This is a genomic window from Streptomyces sp. NPDC007856 (assembly GCF_042868225.1).
Classification (GTDB): domain Bacteria; phylum Actinomycetota; class Actinomycetes; order Streptomycetales; family Streptomycetaceae; genus Streptomyces.
Window position 1 is genome coordinate 392,141 of sequence record NZ_JBIAEC010000001.1, and the last position, 16,391, is coordinate 408,531.

The 16,391-nt window shown below is 71.9% G+C and carries 18 protein-coding genes; 7 read left to right on the plus strand and 11 right to left on the minus strand.

Features of this window, described 5'->3' with window-relative positions:
* The first annotated feature begins 18 nt into the window (after positions 1-18).
* Entirely contained in the window at positions 19-1,302 is a 1,284-nt protein-coding gene (locus tag ACFYOH_RS01915) for a thymidine phosphorylase (protein WP_388619995.1), read from the plus strand.
* Positions 1,303-1,398: 96 nt separating this feature from the next.
* On the plus strand, positions 1,399-1,992 hold the full coding sequence (locus ACFYOH_RS01920) for a Uma2 family endonuclease (protein WP_388619998.1): 594 nt from the start codon (positions 1,399-1,401) through the stop codon (positions 1,990-1,992).
* A 7-nt stretch (positions 1,993-1,999) separates the two neighbouring features.
* On the opposite strand, the gene ACFYOH_RS01925 is transcribed toward ACFYOH_RS01920, so the two are convergent.
* On the minus strand, positions 2,000-2,920 hold the full coding sequence (locus ACFYOH_RS01925; protein ID WP_388620001.1) for an AEC family transporter: 921 nt from the start codon (positions 2,918-2,920) through the stop codon (positions 2,000-2,002).
* A gap of 67 nt (positions 2,921-2,987) precedes the next feature.
* Here ACFYOH_RS01925 and ACFYOH_RS01930 point away from each other — a divergent pair, with 67 nt between their 5' ends.
* Positions 2,988-3,374: an STAS domain-containing protein gene (locus ACFYOH_RS01930; protein WP_388620004.1), complete on the plus strand. Its 387-nt coding sequence runs from the start codon at positions 2,988-2,990 to the stop codon at positions 3,372-3,374.
* Here the strand turns inward: ACFYOH_RS01930 and ACFYOH_RS01935 are convergent.
* From ACFYOH_RS01935 to ACFYOH_RS01945, 3 genes are all read right to left on the minus strand, one after another.
* Complete coding sequence (locus ACFYOH_RS01935) at positions 3,258-4,271, minus strand: sigma-70 family RNA polymerase sigma factor (RefSeq protein ID WP_388620006.1); 1,014 nt, start codon at positions 4,269-4,271, stop codon at positions 3,258-3,260. The genes ACFYOH_RS01930 and ACFYOH_RS01935 overlap by 117 nt on opposite strands.
* A gap of 108 nt (positions 4,272-4,379) precedes the next feature.
* On the minus strand, positions 4,380-5,522 hold the full coding sequence (gene dnaN / locus ACFYOH_RS01940) for a DNA polymerase III subunit beta (RefSeq protein WP_388620009.1): 1,143 nt from the start codon (positions 5,520-5,522) through the stop codon (positions 4,380-4,382).
* A gap of 99 nt (positions 5,523-5,621) precedes the next feature.
* A complete protein-coding gene (locus tag ACFYOH_RS01945; RefSeq protein WP_388620010.1) occupies positions 5,622-6,911 on the minus strand; it encodes an MFS transporter in 1,290 nt (429 codons plus the stop codon).
* Between the two features lie 62 nt (positions 6,912-6,973).
* Between ACFYOH_RS01945 and ACFYOH_RS01950 the strand changes: the two genes are divergently transcribed.
* On the plus strand, positions 6,974-7,936 hold the full coding sequence (locus tag ACFYOH_RS01950; RefSeq protein ID WP_388620011.1) for a LysR family transcriptional regulator: 963 nt from the start codon (positions 6,974-6,976) through the stop codon (positions 7,934-7,936).
* 22 nt (positions 7,937-7,958) lie between these two features.
* On the opposite strand, the gene ACFYOH_RS01955 is transcribed toward ACFYOH_RS01950, so the two are convergent.
* On the minus strand, positions 7,959-8,720 hold the full coding sequence (locus tag ACFYOH_RS01955; RefSeq protein ID WP_388620013.1) for a prolyl oligopeptidase family serine peptidase: 762 nt from the start codon (positions 8,718-8,720) through the stop codon (positions 7,959-7,961).
* Between the two features lie 123 nt (positions 8,721-8,843).
* Between ACFYOH_RS01955 and ACFYOH_RS01960 the strand changes: the two genes are divergently transcribed.
* On the plus strand, positions 8,844-10,007 hold the full coding sequence (locus tag ACFYOH_RS01960) for an adenosine deaminase (RefSeq protein ID WP_388620016.1): 1,164 nt from the start codon (positions 8,844-8,846) through the stop codon (positions 10,005-10,007).
* Positions 10,008-10,155: 148 nt separating this feature from the next.
* Positions 10,156-10,524 (plus strand): ATP-binding protein, encoded by a 369-nt coding sequence (locus tag ACFYOH_RS01965; RefSeq protein ID WP_388620018.1) that lies wholly within the window; start codon positions 10,156-10,158, stop codon positions 10,522-10,524.
* 83 nt (positions 10,525-10,607) lie between these two features.
* On the opposite strand, the gene ACFYOH_RS01970 is transcribed toward ACFYOH_RS01965, so the two are convergent.
* The 5 genes from ACFYOH_RS01970 to afsQ1 all read right to left on the minus strand — a co-directional run bounded on the left by ACFYOH_RS01970 (position 10,608) and on the right by afsQ1 (position 14,493).
* Positions 10,608-10,808, minus strand: coding sequence for a PspC domain-containing protein (locus ACFYOH_RS01970; RefSeq protein WP_388620020.1), 201 nt, complete (start codon positions 10,806-10,808; stop codon positions 10,608-10,610).
* Positions 10,809-10,920: 112 nt separating this feature from the next.
* A complete protein-coding gene (locus ACFYOH_RS01975) occupies positions 10,921-11,487 on the minus strand; it encodes a VanZ family protein (protein WP_388620022.1) in 567 nt (188 codons plus the stop codon).
* A gap of 110 nt (positions 11,488-11,597) precedes the next feature.
* Positions 11,598-12,215 carry a hypothetical protein gene (locus ACFYOH_RS01980; protein WP_388620025.1) on the minus strand — a complete coding sequence of 206 codons (618 nt, stop codon included), beginning with the start codon at positions 12,213-12,215 and terminating at the stop codon, positions 11,598-11,600.
* Positions 12,215-13,819 (minus strand): ATP-binding protein, encoded by a 1,605-nt coding sequence (locus ACFYOH_RS01985; RefSeq protein WP_388620027.1) that lies wholly within the window; start codon positions 13,817-13,819, stop codon positions 12,215-12,217. The genes ACFYOH_RS01980 and ACFYOH_RS01985 overlap by 1 nt, the downstream gene beginning before the upstream one ends.
* On the minus strand, positions 13,816-14,493 hold the full coding sequence (gene afsQ1 / locus ACFYOH_RS01990; RefSeq protein ID WP_031024517.1) for a two-component system response regulator AfsQ1: 678 nt from the start codon (positions 14,491-14,493) through the stop codon (positions 13,816-13,818). The genes ACFYOH_RS01985 and afsQ1 overlap by 4 nt, the downstream gene beginning before the upstream one ends.
* A 240-nt stretch (positions 14,494-14,733) precedes the next feature.
* Here afsQ1 and ACFYOH_RS01995 point away from each other — a divergent pair, with 240 nt between their 5' ends.
* Positions 14,734-15,474, plus strand: coding sequence for a SigE family RNA polymerase sigma factor (locus ACFYOH_RS01995; RefSeq protein WP_388620030.1), 741 nt, complete (start codon positions 14,734-14,736; stop codon positions 15,472-15,474).
* A 209-nt stretch (positions 15,475-15,683) separates the two neighbouring features.
* Here the strand turns inward: ACFYOH_RS01995 and ACFYOH_RS02000 are convergent, their stop codons facing one another.
* On the minus strand, positions 15,684-16,322 hold the full coding sequence (locus ACFYOH_RS02000; RefSeq protein ID WP_388620033.1) for a uridine kinase: 639 nt from the start codon (positions 16,320-16,322) through the stop codon (positions 15,684-15,686).
* Between the last annotated feature and the right edge of the window lie 69 nt (positions 16,323-16,391).

Here is a 16,391-nt window from a genome sequence, read left to right on the forward strand (position 1 = left end):
GGAAGGAAGCCACCAGCCATGGCCATGGACGCCATCTCCGTGATCCGCACCAAGCGGGACCGCGGCGAGCTGACCGACGAGCAGATCGACTGGGTCATCGACGCGTACACCCGCGGCGAGGTCGCCGACGAGCAGATGTCCTCGCTCGCCATGGCGATCCTGCTCAACGGCATGAACCGGCGCGAGATCGCCCGGTGGACGGCGGCAATGATCGCCTCCGGCGAGCGCATGGACTTCTCCACCCTGTCCCGCCCGACGGCCGACAAGCACTCGACGGGTGGCGTCGGCGACAAGATCACGCTCCCGCTGGCCCCCCTCGTCGCGGCCTGCGGTGCCGCGGTCCCGCAGCTCTCCGGCCGGGGCCTCGGCCACACGGGCGGCACCCTGGACAAGCTGGAGTCGATCCCGGGCTGGCGCGCGCTGCTCTCGAACGAGGAGATGCTGTCCGTGCTGGAGGGGACCGGCGCGGTCATCTGCGCGGCGGGCGACGGCCTGGCCCCGGCGGACAAGAAGCTGTACGCGCTGCGGGACGTGACGGGCACGGTGGAGGCGATCCCGCTCATCGCCTCCTCGATCATGTCGAAGAAGATCGCCGAGGGCACGGGCTCGCTGGTGCTGGACGTGAAGGTGGGCAGCGGCGCCTTCATGAAGACGCTGGACGACGCCCGCGAACTGGCGACCACCATGGTCGGCCTGGGCACCGACCACGGCGTGAAGACGGTGGCCCTCCTGACCGACATGTCGACCCCGCTGGGCTTGACGGCCGGCAACGCGCTGGAGGTCCGCGAGTCGGTGGAGGTCCTGGCGGGCGGCGGCCCGGCGGACGTGGTGGAACTGACGCTGGCCCTGGCGCGCGAGATGCTGGAGGCGGCCGGGGTGAAGGACGCCGACCCGGCGAAGGCCCTGGTCGACGGCTCGGCGATGGACGTCTGGCGCCGCATGATCGCGGCGCAGGGCGGCGACCCGGACGCGGTGCTGCCCACGTCGAGGGAGCAGCACGTGATCAAGGCGCCGTCCTCGGGTGTCCTCACCCGCCTGGACGCCTACGACATCGGCATCGCCGCCTGGCGCCTCGGCGCCGGTCGCGCCCGCAAGGAGGACCCGGTGCAGGCGGCGGCGGGCGTCGAGATGCACGCCAAGCCGGGCGACACGGTGACGGAGGGCCAGCCCCTCCTGACCCTCCACACGGACACCCCCGAGCGCTTCGAGTACGCGCTGCAGGCGGTGCAGGGCTCGTACGACATCGCGGCGCCGGGCACGGACTTCACGCCGTCGCCGGTGGTGCTGGAACGTATCGCCTGACCTGGGATTTCCTCGTTTGCGTGAACGGGACCGGTGGACCGCCGCCGGTCCCGTTCGGCATGCTGGGATCGGTGACGCACCGATTGGAGAACCGCCATGAGCGCACTCGCCGTCGACCACTCGTCGGCCAGCAGCCACGAGTGGGACGACGTCGTCCGGATCTGGCAGGAGACGGACGCGCCAGAGGGCTGCAAGGTGGAGATCATCGAGGGGATCGTCACCGTGGCACCACCGCCGTCCAACGCCCATAACGACATTGCCGACCTCGTGCAGCGCGAGCTGTACAAGGTCATTCCTCGGGACTGGGGCATCTACCAGACTCTGGGCACGGCCGTGCCGTCCCGCGACGGGCTCTACATGCCCGACCTCGCGGTAGCGCCGAGGGAGGCACTGCGCGTGGAGAAGCGCAATTACGTCCCGGCGGCTGCGGCCGAGCTGGTCGTTGAGATCACCTCGAAGTCGAACGCGAGCAACGACCGCATCAAGAAGGCCGCTGGATACGCTCAGGCGGGCGTTCCGCTCTACCTCCTCATCGACAGCTGGGCGCCCGGAGGCCCCACTATCACGCTGTACGGTGAGCCGCAGGGCGATGTGTACCGCGTGCTGCGCGCAGGAAAGTTCGGCGACGAGTTCATGCTTCCGGAGCCGTTCAATCTGGAGCTCGACACCAGCGAGTTCCCCGTCGACTGACCCGCCGTCACCCCAACACCGCCGCCACCCCCACCAGCACCGGCACCGACACGACCGTCGACAGCAGGATCGACTCGCGGGCCAGGCCCTCGGCCACCCGGTAGCGGCTCGCGTAGGTGAAGATGTTCTGCGCGCCCGGGAGGGCCGAGGTCACCACCACGTCCAGCAGCGGGGCGCCGTGGAGGCCGAAGACCGCCGTCGCCAGCGCCCACGCCACCAGCGGCTGGCCCAGGGACTTCAACGCCACGGACAGCAGGACCAGTCGGCGGTCCCGGCCCCGGCCGGGGGCCGAACTGCCGGGCAGCGACATGCCGAAGGCCAGCAGGGCCGCCGGGACTGACATGTTGCCGATCAGGGTCAGGGGATTCAGCAGCGGGCCGGGGATGGTCCAGCCCGCCGCCGACACCACGACTCCCGACAGCGAGCCCACCGCTATGGGATTGCGCAGCGGTGTCAGCAGGCGCCGCCACAGCGTGCCCTTCTCGCCCATGCCGGACAGGTCCAGGATCGTCAGCGCGACCGGCGCCACCAGGACCACCTGGAACAGCAGCACCGGCGCCACCAGCGACGCGTCGCCCAGGACGTACGCCGCGATCGGAATACCGAGGTTGCCCGAGTTGACGTAACCGGAGCACAGGGCGCCGATGGTCGTACGGCCCACGCCCCAGCTGCGTACGGTAGCCACCGCCACGTAGGCCCCGACGACCGCCGCCGTGCTCAGCGCCGTCACCAGCAGGCGAGCCGAGAACAGCACCGACAGGTCGGCGCGCGCGAGGGTCGTGAACAGGAGCGCGGGGCCCGCCACCGTGAAGGCCAGCCGGGTCAGCACCTCGCCGCCCTGCACCCCGAGCGTCCCGCGCCGCCCGAGCACATAACCCACCCCGATGACGACCGCGATCACCGCGAACCCGCTCAGCACCCCCGTCACACGGCCAACCCTCCGAGGAGAACGGGGAACCGGTCAATGTGATCTGTGCCGGCGCTGATCGATGCCGATGAGTTCCGCCCGGTCCGCCGGTCTACCGAACGTGGACGCCAAGGAACCCGCCGTGCTCGTGCTGCCCGGCCCCGTCACCCGGGACGAGGCGGCGGCGCTGTGTGCCCGGGTGCAGATGCTGCTGGCGGGCAGCGGGGCCCGCGTCGTCGTGTGCGACGTGGGCGAGCTCGGGCCCCCGGGCCTGGCCGCCGTGGACCTGCTGGCCCGGCTGGAGCTGGCCGCCCGCCGGGCCGGCGGGCGGATCCGGCTGCGGGACCCCGATCCCGCGCTACACGCCCTTCTCGACCTCGCCGGGCTCCGCTTCCAGATGGAGGGGGAGGCCGAAGAGCGGGAACCAGCGCTTGGTGTCGAGGAAGCAGTGGAAACCGGTGATCCGGCCCTCTGACAGCTCCAGCACCTGCACGGCCCAGGGAGCGAAACCGCCCTGCTCCTCGTCCGGCTTGTAGTGCGCGAACCCCGGCAGTCCGTTGGCCTGCACCGGCAGCAGGCGGGAGCCGGCACAGGAGGCGCCGAGCGTCGACATGAAACCGGTGATGTCGGCCGGGCCGCGCAGCCACAGGTCGAACGGCGGCATCGTCATGATGGCGTCCTCCTGCAGCAGCGCCGTCAGCGCCGTCATGTCGTAGCCCTCGAAGGCTTTGACATAGCGCTCCAGGAGTTTCTGCTGCTCCTCGTCGAGAGGATCGGACACCGCGCCCTCGGGGCTCGCGTCCGCGCGCTCCGCGAGCGTGGCCCGCGCCCGCTGCAGCGCGCTGTTGACCGAGGCGACCGAGGTGTCGAGCAGCTCGGCGACCTCGCTGGCCTTCCAGGCCAGCACCTCGCGCAGGATCAGCACCGCCCGCTGCTTGGGCGGCAGCTGCTGGAGGGCCGCCATGAAGGCCAGCCGGATCGACTCCTTCGTGACGGCGGCCTCCGCCGGATCGTCGACCGTAGGCAGCACGCGCGCGTCCGGCATCGGCTCCAGCCAGGTGTGGTCGGGGCGGGGGGAGAGCGCGACCTGCGCGAGCGGTGTCGATTCCGTCAGGTCCATCGGTCTCGCCCGCTTGTTGCCCGCCGTCAGCATGTCCAGGCACACGTTCGTCGCGATCCGGTACAGCCACGAGCGCAGGCTGGAGCGGCCCTCGAACTTGTCGTAGCTCCGCCACGCCCGCACCAGGGTGTCCTGCACCGCGTCCTCCGCCTCGAAGGAGGAGCCGAGCATCCGGTAGCAGTACCCGGTCAGTTCGGTCCGGTGCTTCTCCAGTGCGACGTCGAGGTCCGCCGTCGCCGTGCTGTCACCCATCGTCCACCCACCCCTGTGGCCGTCCCTGTAGCGCGCCATCGCGCCCCAGCACTTGGGAAGCTACCGCAGCCCACTGACAACGGCCCCCCGAGTCCGGAAAGGCGCAGCTCAGACCAGTTGCTTCACGGACATGAGCAGATGCCGGTGCCCCTCTGCCACCCCGGTTCCGTTCAGCAACGCCCGCTGCCCGGCCCCGAGCAGCTCCATCCGCAGCCCGGTGCCCTCGAAGGAGGTCAGCGCGTCGAGCAGATACGCCGGGTTGAACGCCACGGTGACCTCCGCCGCGCCCCGCAGGACGGCCGGCAGCCGCTGTGCCGCCACGTCGTCGCCGTAGCCCGCCCGCACCAGCAGCGAGCTCTCGGCCGCGGTGAAGTCCAGCCGCACCGGGCTGTTCGCCTCCGCCACCACCGCCACCCGGCGCACCGCCTCCGCCACCGCCCCGGCCGCCACCTCGGCGACTGCGGCCCCCGTCAGCTCGAACAGCGACCCGTACCCCGGCAGCCGCCCCTCCAGCCGCCGCAGCACCGTCTGCGCGCCCCCGCCCTCGAATCCGCCCTCGAACCCGATCACGCCCCCGCCGGTCCCCGCCCGCGGATCCAGTCCGATCCGCACGGTCCCGCACCGCGCCAGCGCCCGCGCCGCCTCCAGCAGCCGCCGCGCGGGCACCAGCACCTCCACCGGATCCCCGGCCGTCCCCGCCCCCGGCTTCCACTCCAGCCGCCGTACGGCATACCGGTACCGGTCGGACGCCGACAGGGTCATCTCCTCGCCGTCCAGGCGGAGCTGGATCCCGGTGAGCACCGGCAGCGTGTCGTCGCGGCCCGCCGCCACCGCCACCTGCCCGACGGCCGTCGCGAACGTCTCCGCGTCCACCGCACCGTACTCCGGGGGCGTCTCGGGCAGCGCGGGATACTCCTCGTACGGCAGCGTCGACAGCCCGAACCGGGTGCCGTCCGCCTCCACGGTGAACCGCGTCCCCTCCAGCGCACAGTTCACCGGCCCCTCGGGCACCACCCGGCACACGTCCAGCAGTCTGCGCCCCGGCACCAGCACCCGGCCGGCTGCCGTCACCTCGGCCGCCGCCTCCGCCCGGACCGCGATCTCGAAGTCGAACCCGGACACCGCCAGCCGCCCCGCCCCCGCGGCCAGCACCAGTCCGCCGAGCACGGGCACCGGCGTCCGGGCGGCCAGCGCGCGTGCGGCCCTGCCCACGGCCTCCGCCAGCTCTCCGCGCGCGATCCGGAACTCCATACGGCAAACCCCCTGCATCGACGGGCCAGTTGTCCGGCAGACGCTATCCGCGCCCACTGACAACCGGCCCCGAGCAGGGGGAACGCCGGGTTCGGCGCGTCAGGCCACGACCGGCTCCCGCCGCGCCGCCACCCGGGCCGCGCGCGTGCCGAGCACCGTGATGGTGACGACGCCGGCGACCGCGAGCAGACCGACGCCGACCGTGCCGCCCCAGCCGTCGGCGTGGAAGGCCGTCGCGCCGACCGTGCTGCCGACGCTGGAGCCGATGTAGTACATGGACTGGTACAGGGCCGAGGCCTGGGCGCGGCCCCGCGTGGCCGTCTTGCTGACCGCCGAGGAGGCGACCGCGTGGCCCGCGAAGAAGCCCGCCGTGATCAGCACCAGGCCCAGCAGGACCAGCGGCAGGGAGGGGGCCAGCGAGAGCAGCAGGCCCGCCGCCGTCGTACCGCCCGCCAGGTACAGCGCGCCCCGGCGGCCGAGCCGGCCCACCAGCCGGCCCGCCGTGGACGCCGACACCGTGCCCACCAGGTAGACCAGGAAGATCGAGCCGATGATGCCCTGCGGCAGCCCGAACGGCGCACCCGTCAGCCGGTAGCCGATCACCGTGTACACACCGCCGAACACCGTCATGAACAGCGCGCCGATCGCGTACAGCCGCCGCAGCAGCGGGTTCGCGAGGTGGGCGCGGACCGTGCCGAGCAGGACCCCGGGCCGCAGTGAACCGGCCGTGAAGTGCTTCGGCGCCGGCAGCAGCAGCCGGAAGGCGATCGCGCATCCGACGGCGATCACGCCGATCGCGCCGACGGCCACCCGCCAGCCCCACTCCTGGGCCACCCAGCCGGTGATCACCCGGCCGCTCATGCCGCCCACGCTGTTGCCCGCGACGAACAGGCCGATCGCCGTGACCAGCGCCTTCGGCCGGACCTCCTCGGCCAGATAGGCCTGCGCCGAGGCCGGCAGCCCGGCCAGCGCCGCGCCCTGCACCGCCCGCAGCACCACCAGCACCCCGAGCGACGGCGCGAACGGCACCAGCAGTCCCACGGTCACCGCGACGGCCAGCGAGGCCGTCATCACCGTACGGCGGCCGTAGCGCTCGGAGAGGGCGCTCATGGGCAGGACGAACAGGGCCAGTCCGCCGGTCGCGGCCGCCACGGTCCAGCTCGCCTCGCTCGCCGCGACCCCGAACTCGCCGGAGATCAGCGGCAGCAGGGCCTGCGTGGAGTACAGGAGGGCGAAGGTCGCGACTCCGGCGAGGAAGAGGGCGAGGCTCATCCGGCGGTAGCCGGGCCCGCCCGGAGTCATACGGGAGTCGGAGGCGGAGGTGTCGGAGACGGGGACGTGCGGTGCGGCGCCCACGATGGTGGACGCCCCGGTACTGGCGGGAGACATGCCTCGACCGTATGGAGGGCCGTCTCATCCGTCCAATGCATGGAATCGCCATAATCGTTCCCATGCAGCATCAGCAGAGCTCACAGCCTCGCCTGTCACCGAACAGTGACACAGAAGACATGTCCGCGATGTCGCGGGTGCTGGCGCCCCGCCTCGCGTACTTCGCCGGCGTGGCCCGCACCGAGCACGTCACCCGCGCCGCCCACGAGATGAACGTCCCCCAGTCCACCCTCTCCCGCGCGATGGCCCGCCTGGAGCAGGACCTGGGCGTCGACCTGTTCGCCCGGCACGGCCGCACGGTCTCCCTGACCCCCGCCGGCCGCACCTTCCTCACCTCCGTCGAACGCGGCCTCGCCGAGATCGAGCGGGCCGCCGAGGAGGTGCGCGCCGATGCCGACCCGGCCACCGGCAAGGTCGCCTTCGGCTTCCTGCACACCATGGGCGCCGAGACCGTACCCGGCCTTCTGCACGCCTTCCGCGAGGACCACCCGCGCGTCCGCTTCAGCCTGGTCCAGAACTACGGCGAGGCCATGCTGGAGGGCCTGCGCGCCGGCGAGCTGGACCTCTGCCTCACCTCACCGGTCCCCGACGCCCCCGATCTGGTCGCCCGCCGCCTGGACGAGCAGAAACTCCGCCTGGTGGTCCCCGCCGACCACCGCCTGGCCTCCCGCCGCCGCATCCGCCTCGCCGAGGCCGCCGACGAATCCTGGGTCACCCTGGAACCCGGCTACGGCCTGCGCCGCATCTTCGACTCCCTGTGCCGGGAGGCCGGCTTCCGCCCGAGGGTCGCTTTCGAGGGCGAGGAGGCGGAAACCCTGCGGGGCTTGGTGGCGGCGGGCCTGGGGGTCGCCCTCCTGCCACCGCCGACGGTCCCCAGGCCAGGGGTCGTGGAGCTGACGGTGACGGCCCCGAGGGCGGTACGGGAGATCGGCGTGGCGTGGCTGGCGGACCGCCCGGACACCCCGCCGGTGGCGGCGTTCAAGAAGTTCCTGCTGTCGAGACGGGGCAGCCTGCTGCCGACCTGAGCGGCGCCGGTCCGAAGGGGCTCTACCGCTTCAACGACTTACCGAACCCCGCGGCCAACGGCATCCGGAGCCCGATCGGCGGCGGAGCGGCCAGCGCGTCCTCGACAGGGCGGGACACGGAGTGCCCGAACAGGGCGCCCATCATGAAATCGACGGCCAGCCAGGCCACTTCGTCCCGATGCCCATGCAGCCCGTGCCCGTCGGAATGCACCTCGAACCGGCACACCTCCCGGTTCACCTTCTTCGCCCGCGCCGCGAACCGGAACGACAGCTCGGGATCGGTCCGCTCGTCGTTCGTGCCGTGCACGATCAGCACCCGCCGCCCCACGAGCTGCCGCACCGGCTCGGCAGGCGCGGCCACATCGTCCTCCGGCAGCCAAGGAGCCAGCGCGACAACGGAGTTGACGGCCTCATGCCCACCGGCGCGCAGCGCCGCCCGGCCGCCCATGTCCATCCCGACCAGGCACACGGGAACGTCCCCGTACCGTCGTACGACCTCGTCGGCCGCCCACTCCGCGTCCGCCGCCAGATGCGCCTCGCTGCCGTTCCAGCCCCGGTACCGGTAGTGGACGGTATGGACGGCCAGTCCCTCCTCCCGCCCCGCGCGAGCGAACCGCCGGCCCAGCGAGCGCAGCGCGGTCGCCGCCCGAACGAGGGATGGCCCGCGGTCGGAGACCTCCTCCCCGCCGGGGAGCAGCACCACCGCTCCGCACACCGCCGTCGGCTCCGGGCCGACTGCCTTTCCCAGCCTGGCCGTTCGGGCCGGCGTCGCTTGCTGTCCCATGGCAGAACAGTGTCAGAAGGAGCGGTGTACGAAACCCTTACGTGCGGTCACCTTTGCGTATCGGCGGAAAAGCGATGTCGCCGATTCCCGGTCTTCTACGCGCGTAGGCGCTACAGTGCGGAAATGACGAGCCAGACCGCACCGACCGGGACGCTTCCGACGCCGGACCAGATCCGCCGGGCGCCCAAGGTTCTGCTGCACGACCACCTCGACGGCGGGCTCCGCCCCGGAACCGTCGTCGAACTCGCCCAGGAGACCGGCTACTCGGAGCTGCCCGAGACCGATCCGGACAAGCTGGGCCTCTGGTTCCGCGAGGCCGCCGACTCCGGCTCGCTGGAACGGTATCTGGAGACCTTCAGGCACACCGTCGGCGTCATGCAGACGCGGGAGGCGCTCGTCCGGGTGGCCCGCGAGTGCGCCGAGGACCTCGCGGAGGACGGGGTCGTCTACGCCGAGGTGCGGTACGCCCCCGAGCAGCACCTGGAGCGCGGGCTGACCCTGGAGGAGGTGGTCGAGGCCGTCAACGAGGGGTTCCGGCAGGGCGAGCGGCTCGCCCGGGAGAACGGCCGTCGCATCCGGGTCGGCGCCCTGCTGACCGCCATGCGGCACGCCGCCCGCTCCCTGGAGATCGCTGAGCTCGCCAACCGCTACCGGGACTCCGGAGTCGTCGGCTTCGACATCGCGGGTGCCGAGGCCGGCTATCCGCCCACCCGGCACCTGGACGCCTTCGAGTACCTCAAGCGCGAGAACAACCACTTCACCATCCATGCCGGCGAGGCCTTCGGGCTGCCGTCCATCTGGCAGGCGTTGCAGTGGTGCGGTGCCGACCGGCTCGGGCACGGGGTGCGGATCATCGACGACATCGAGGTCCGCGAGGACGGCTCCGTGACGCTCGGCCGGCTGGCGTCGTACGTCCGTGACAAGCGGATCCCGCTGGAACTGTGCCCCAGCTCCAACCTGCAGACCGGGGCGGCGCCCTCCTACGCCGAGCACCCGATCGGACTGCTGCGCCGGCTGCACTTCCGGGCCACCGTGAACACCGACAACCGGCTGATGTCGCACACCAGCATGAGCCAGGAATTCGAGCATCTGGTCGATGCCTTCGGTTACACGCTCGACGATCTGCAATGGTTCTCCGTCAATGCGATGAAATCAGCGTTCATTCCTTTCGATGAACGACTCGCCATGATCAATGACGTCGTCAAGCCCGGGTATGCGGAGCTGAAATCCGAATGGCTGTTCCGGCAGACGGCCTCCACCAGCACCTCTGCCGATTCCGAGGGCTAGTCACCCCCGGACTCCCGCGCGGAATGCGGACGCGCTTTTACAAGTCGTCCGCATTTCGGTGTTTGCGGCGGGCGGCCCGGCATGTTTACGGTCGTGGACCGCTCAATCGTTCGTGATCTCCGTCTCCGCATTCAAGGACGCATTCACCATGAAGCAGTCTGCTGCCAAGACCCTCGGTGTCGCCGCCCTCGGTGCCGCCTTCGCCGCCGTCGGCGCGGGAGCGGCCAACGCGGCCCCGGCCGTCCCCGACGCCGCCCAGGCCACGCAGGCGCTGGACTCCGTCACCAGGACGCTGCCGGCCGAGAACGTCTCCAAGGCGCTGCCGGGCGCCGCCCAGGTGCTCTCCCAGGGGCAGGGTGCCGTGGGTGCCGGGATGGCCGCCGCGCAGCCAGCCGTCCAGAACGTGCTCGCCAAGGGCCCGACCGCGCCGGTCGCCGGGCTGCTCGGCGGGCTGCCGCTGCACAACACCGGCCTGCCCACGCACGGTCTGCCGGTCAACGGGATCCCGCTCGGCTGACGCCGACGCCGACGGCCGTACGACGCCGCCGGGGCGTCCCGGAACTGTCCGAGGGCGCCCCAGCCGCGTTCACGCGTCCGCCCTCACCAGGCGGTGCGTGTCTTGTCCTCGGCCGGCAGCAGGATCCACAGGGCTATATAGAGCAGGAACTGCGGGCCCGGCAGCAGGCAGGAGAGCAGGAAGATCACCCGCATCGTCGTCGCGGAGATGCCGAAGCGCCGTGCCAGTGCGGCGCACACTCCGCCGATCACGCGGCCGTGGGTGGGGCGGGCAAGGGCGGACATGGCGACTCCTCCGTGGTCGTCGGCTCGCTCGTCGAGCCGGGGCCGGGGCCGCCCCGGTGGCGTCCCTCGACCGTCTTCCACAGTAGGGAGACGAAGCGGGCGAAGCGTCGCTCTACGGGGCGATCCCGACCCTGGGAATCGTCGGGGTGCGACCCTGAGGCAGCTCCTCCTGCACGGTGACGGGCGGCTCCGCCCCGGCGTCCGGCCGTGCTTCCCGGCGCCGCAGCCAGGCGCGGCCCGCCGGGACGACGGCCAGGTGGGCCAGGGCGACGCCCGCCGTGTTCAGCAGCAGCGAGTCGACGTCCACGACCCTGCCGGGCACGCCGGTCTGCAGCAGGGCTACGCCGGTGGAGACGAGGGCGCCCGCGGCGGTCGTACGGACCAGGGAGGAGAGCGGGGAGCCGGTGAGCCTGCCGTGTGCCATCGGCAGCAGCACGCCCAGCGGGGCGAGCAGGGCCAGGCCCTCGCCGATGCGTCTGGCCGCCTGCGGCCAGCCCAGGGCCAGGTCGGCCCGGATGCCGGCGAAGGGGTGCAGGTTGGGGGGCGTGACCCAGGGGACGTCCAGGGGTCGCAGCATCAGCCAGGCGACGAGGGCGAGATGAGCGACGAGGAGGACACCTCCCGTCACCCGGACATGGATCGCGGCGCTGCCGCCGCCTATGGAGCCTTGACGCTGCACGCCCCCCTAGACGCCACGCCGGTGCCGATCGGTTCCGCGCCGCGACGATCCGGTCGCCCTGTGCTGTGGAAAGGGGTTTCACCGCGGGGGTTCCGGTTCGCTGCGGGGCGCTACCTTCCCGCGACCTCGCTCGACGGCGGCTCCGCGCTGCCCGGGCGGTCGCGGACGTCGTCCGTGCAGTCGTAGCGGCGCAGTGGCCCGGTGTCCGGGCCGCCGAGGATGACCGAGCCGTCGTCCTCCGTCGCCGCCGAGTCGGAGAGGGTGCACACGATCTGGGCGAGGGCGTAGGAGGTGAGCCGGGACGGTGCCGTGCTCAGGCGGAGTGCGTCCTCGGGGTCCCCGTGGCCGGGCCCGCGCACCGTGAGGCCGCCCGGCACGTACGTCGTATAGCCCGCGGAGCGCTCCGCGGCGGACGGGGACGCGGCGAGCTGGTCCAGGAGCCCCTGCGCCACGATCACGCGGCGCCGCGCGTCCGGGGTGCCCACGGGGACGCGCACCGTCCGGTCGACGGTCACCAGGGACGCCCCGCACAGCAGGAAGACCTGCACGGGCAGGCCCTGCGAGGACTGCTTGGCCAGGTCCGGGCCGGCCAGCGAGCACGGCACCCGGGAGGGCGCCGCCCCGAAGTCGGTCGGCACCTGGGTGGCCCGGATGCCGCAGCCGGAGAGCAGCAGGCCGAGGAGGGGCAGCGCCAGCAGGCGTCGCACGGTCAGGCGTCGTACGGACATCACCCCTCCTTTCCTGAACTTCCCGGGCTTCCGGAGTTCCCGGAAGCGTCCTTGTCGGTCTTGTCGCCCTCGTCGGTCTCCTCCGTGAGCCGGGAGGCGTCCCGCGGCAGCCGCAGGGTGAACACCGCGCCGCCCTCGGGCGAGTTGGCGGCGCTGATCGCACCACCGTGGATGTGGGCGTTCTCCATGGCGATGGACAGGCCCAGCCCGCTGCCCTCGGAGCGCGGCCGGGAGGCGCTGGCCTTGAAGAACCGGTCGAAGACGTGCGGGAGCACGTCCTCGGGGATGCCCGGCCCGTGGTCACGCACCGCGATGACCAGGTCGTCGCCGTCTATGCGCACCGACACCCGCACCGGAGACCCGCCGTGCTTGAGCGCGTTGCCGATCAGGTTGGCGAGGATGACGTCCAGCCGGCGCGGGTCGAGGCGGGCGTGGATGCCGCGCTCGGCGTCCAGCTCGACCGCGTCCAGCCAGGCCCGGGCGTCGATGCAGGCGGTGATCTGGTCGGCGATGTCGACGTCGTCCAGGACCAGCCGGGCGGTGCCCGCGTCGAAGCGGGTGACCTCCATCAGGTTCTCGACCAGGTCGTTCAGGCGCCGGGTCTCGCTCACCACCAGCCGGACCGCGGGCTCGATCATCGGGTCGATGCCGCCGGCCTCCGACTCCAGCTCCTCCTCCAGCACCTCCGTCACGGCGGTGATGGCGGTCAGCGGCGTCCGCAGCTCATGGCTCATGTCGGCGACGAAGCGACGCGAGGCCTCGTCCCGCGCGGCCATCTCCTCGACCCGTTTCTCCAGCGCCTCGGCGGCGTTGTTGAACGTCCGGGACAGATCGGCGAGTTCGTCGGTCCCCGACACCCGCAGCCGTGTGTCCAGCCTGCCCTCGCCGAGCCGCCGGGCGGCGACCCCCAGCCGGTGCACCGGCTTGAGCACGGTCGTGGCGGCGGCCTGCGCGAGCAGCGCGGCGCCGATCAGCGCGAGCCCGGTGGCGATGCCCAGCGACCAGGCCAGCGAGTTGAGGTCCTTCGCCTCCGGCTCCAGCGACTTGGCCATGTAGCCCGTGGGTCCGCCGCCGATCACCCGCGAACCGGCCACCAGATACGGCGTGCCGTGGTTCACGACCCGCTGCCAGTACAGGTGGTACGGCTCCTTGTTGTCGTCGGTGACCTTCTGCTGCTTGTTCACCGCCGCGCGCAGCGACTTGGGCACGTCCTCCAGTGAGAAGCCGTTGATGCCGCCCGAGTTGCCGTACACCGTCTTGCCGGCGGCGTCCTGGGCGACCAGCAGCACGCTGAAGTGCTGGCTGCTCGCGGCCATCTGGCCCGCCGCGCGCTGCAGTTCGTCCTGTGTGGGATGGGCCGGCAGCGCGCCCGCGCGGTTCTGCATCTCCTGCCGGAAGTCGCGCAGCACCGCGTCCTGGGCGCGGGTGAGCACCGCTTCCCGGTTCAGCCAGTAGGCGATGCCGGACGCCGAGACCGCAGCAGTGAGCGCCACCAGCGCGAAGACGACGACCAGGCGCAGCCTGAGGCTGGTGAACCTGAGCCGCGACAGACTTCCCGTGCGCCGCGCGGACCAGCCGCGCAGCCCCCCTTGCGTGTCGGTCACTGAGGCGCGTCCAGGCGGTAGCCGACACCACGCACGGTACGGATCAGCGTCGGGGACGACGGCACGTCCTCGACCTTCGCGCGCAGCCGCTGCACACAGGCGTCCACGAGCCGCGAGTCACCGAGATAGTCGTGCTCCCACACCAGCCGCAGCAGCTGCTGCCGGGACAGCGCCTGACCGGGCCGCCGGCTCAGCTCCAGCAGCAGCCTGAGCTCGGTCGGGGTCAGCTGCAGATCCTCGCCGTTCTTCGTCACGGTCATCGCCGACCGGTCGATGACGAGGCTGCCGAAGGTCGCCGAGTCGCTGGACTCGCGCTCCCCGCGGCGCAGCACCGCCCGGATCCGGGCGTCCAGCACCCGGCCCTGCACCGGCTTGACCACATAGTCGTCGGCGCCGGACTCCAGTCCGACCACCACGTCGATGTCGTCACTGCGCGCGGTCAGCAGGATGATCGGCAGCTGGTCGGTGCGCCGGATGCGACGGCACACCTCGAAGCCGTCGATGCCGGGCAGCATCACGTCCAGCACGATGAGGTCCGGCCGCTGCTCGCGCAGCAGCTTCAGACCGTCCTCACCGCTGGCAGCGGTCGCCACCCGGTGTCCCTGGCGCGTCAGGGAGAGCTCCAGGGCCGTACGGATGGCGTCGTCGTCCTCGATCAGCAACAGGGAAGGCACGGGCTCATTCTGGCCCATGGACGGGCTGTCGTACGACCCGCCGACACCAGGCCTTCCCCAGCGCCACCACCTGTGCACTTGCTGTGACGGCACCGGATCCGGGCCCTGTGACAGGTCTGTGACAGTCGGCGGACACGGCGATGAAGTGGCCCCGGCAGTCTTTTGGACACGGGCAGGGCGGGACGGACCGGCCGGCCCGGCAAGACCGAACCACCGGAAGTCCACCACGGGGAGCGCGAGATGAACACGCTGCACAGCATCAGCACCAGCGCCGTAGTCACGCGTCTGCACGACGTGCACCGGGGTTCCGAGAAGTCCGGTGCCGTGAGCGGGCGGGGGTGCGCTCGCGGCACCGGGCGTCAGCACACCGCCTACATGACGGTGGTCGACGCACACACGGGGGACACGCACGGGGGATCCGCGTACGGGGAGGACTCGGGGGAGCAGCGCCGTTCCCTGACGGAGGCGGAGTTCACCGCCTACGTCCAGGAGCGCCGCGCCTCCCTGTACGCCACCGCCTACCACCTGACCGGCGACCGCTTCGAGGCCGAGGACCTGCTGCAGAGCGCGCTGTTCTCGACGTACAAGGCGTGGGAACGGATCAGCGACAAGGCCGCGGTCGGCGGATACCTCCGCCGCACCATGACCAACCTGCACATCAGCGCCTGGCGGCGCCGCAAGCTCAACGAGTACCCGACCGAGGAACTGCCGGAGACGCCCTCCGACACGGACGCGATGCGCGGCACCGAACTGCGCGCGGTCCTGTGGCAGGCGCTGGCCCGGCTGCCCGAGGTCCAGCGCACCATGCTGGTCCTGCGCTACTACGAGGGCCGCACGGACCCGGAGATCGCGGAGATCCTCGACATCAGTGTCGGCACGGTGAAGTCCAGCATCTGGCGCTCGCTGCGCCGGCTGCGCGAGGACGAGGTCCTCAGCTTCGGCCGTGACGAGGAGAGCGCCTTCGGCGAACTGGTCGCCTGAAGGTCAGGGGTCACTCGGGGGTGACCCGCGGGGGGACACGGGGGAAAACGGAGGGGGACACGGGGGACCACCGGGGGAGGATCACGGGGGAAACGGGGGAGCACAGAAGCGGGACTGGAGGGTCGGGGGGCCTGTCCAGTCCCGCTGCCCGTTTCTACGCCTGAACCGGCGCCGCTCTCGCGGACGTGGTTGTTCGCCGTCGTGGCTGCTCAATCAATGGTTGCGGTGCTCTTCGCGTTGACATGCCGTCCCGCTGCCGCGAGCCGACCCAGCGCCTCGTCGCGATCACAGGGATGCGCCCCCAGGGACACCTGACGGGCGACGATCGACCGCTCGGCACGCATCAGCCGCCAGCCGCGGCGCAGCAGGAACGGCACCGACTTGCGGCCCTCCTGCAGATCCCGCAGGAACCGCCGACGGAAGGTGACGACCGGGCCGCGCGTCAGACACAGGGCGTCCGCGAGCACGCCCAGCTCCCGGCACCGCTCGACGATCTCCGCCGCGAAGATGCCCTCCGCGATGAACAGCGGGATACGGCCGATGTGCAGCGTCTCCTCGCCGGTCCGGGCGCTCAACGAGATGTCGTACACCGGCACCGGCGTCGAACCGGTGGCACACAGCCGGGTGATGGCCTCAAGGGCGACATCCGCGTCCCAGGACTCCGGATGGTCCCAGTCGATGTCCGAACTCCCCTCCACCAAGGGCAGAGTCGGGTCGTCACCCTCCTTGTAGAAGTCGTCCAGACGCAGGACGGGGAGCCCGGAACGGGCGGCGACGAGTGACTTGCCCGAGCCCGAGGGGCCGCAGAGCAGCACGACGCGGGCGGAGGACGGGGGATGAATGCTCACGGAACACCAGTTTGACGTATGGCGGCGCGCCTGCCGACCCCGCGGGTCGGCTTTTGAGCGTGACTCCCG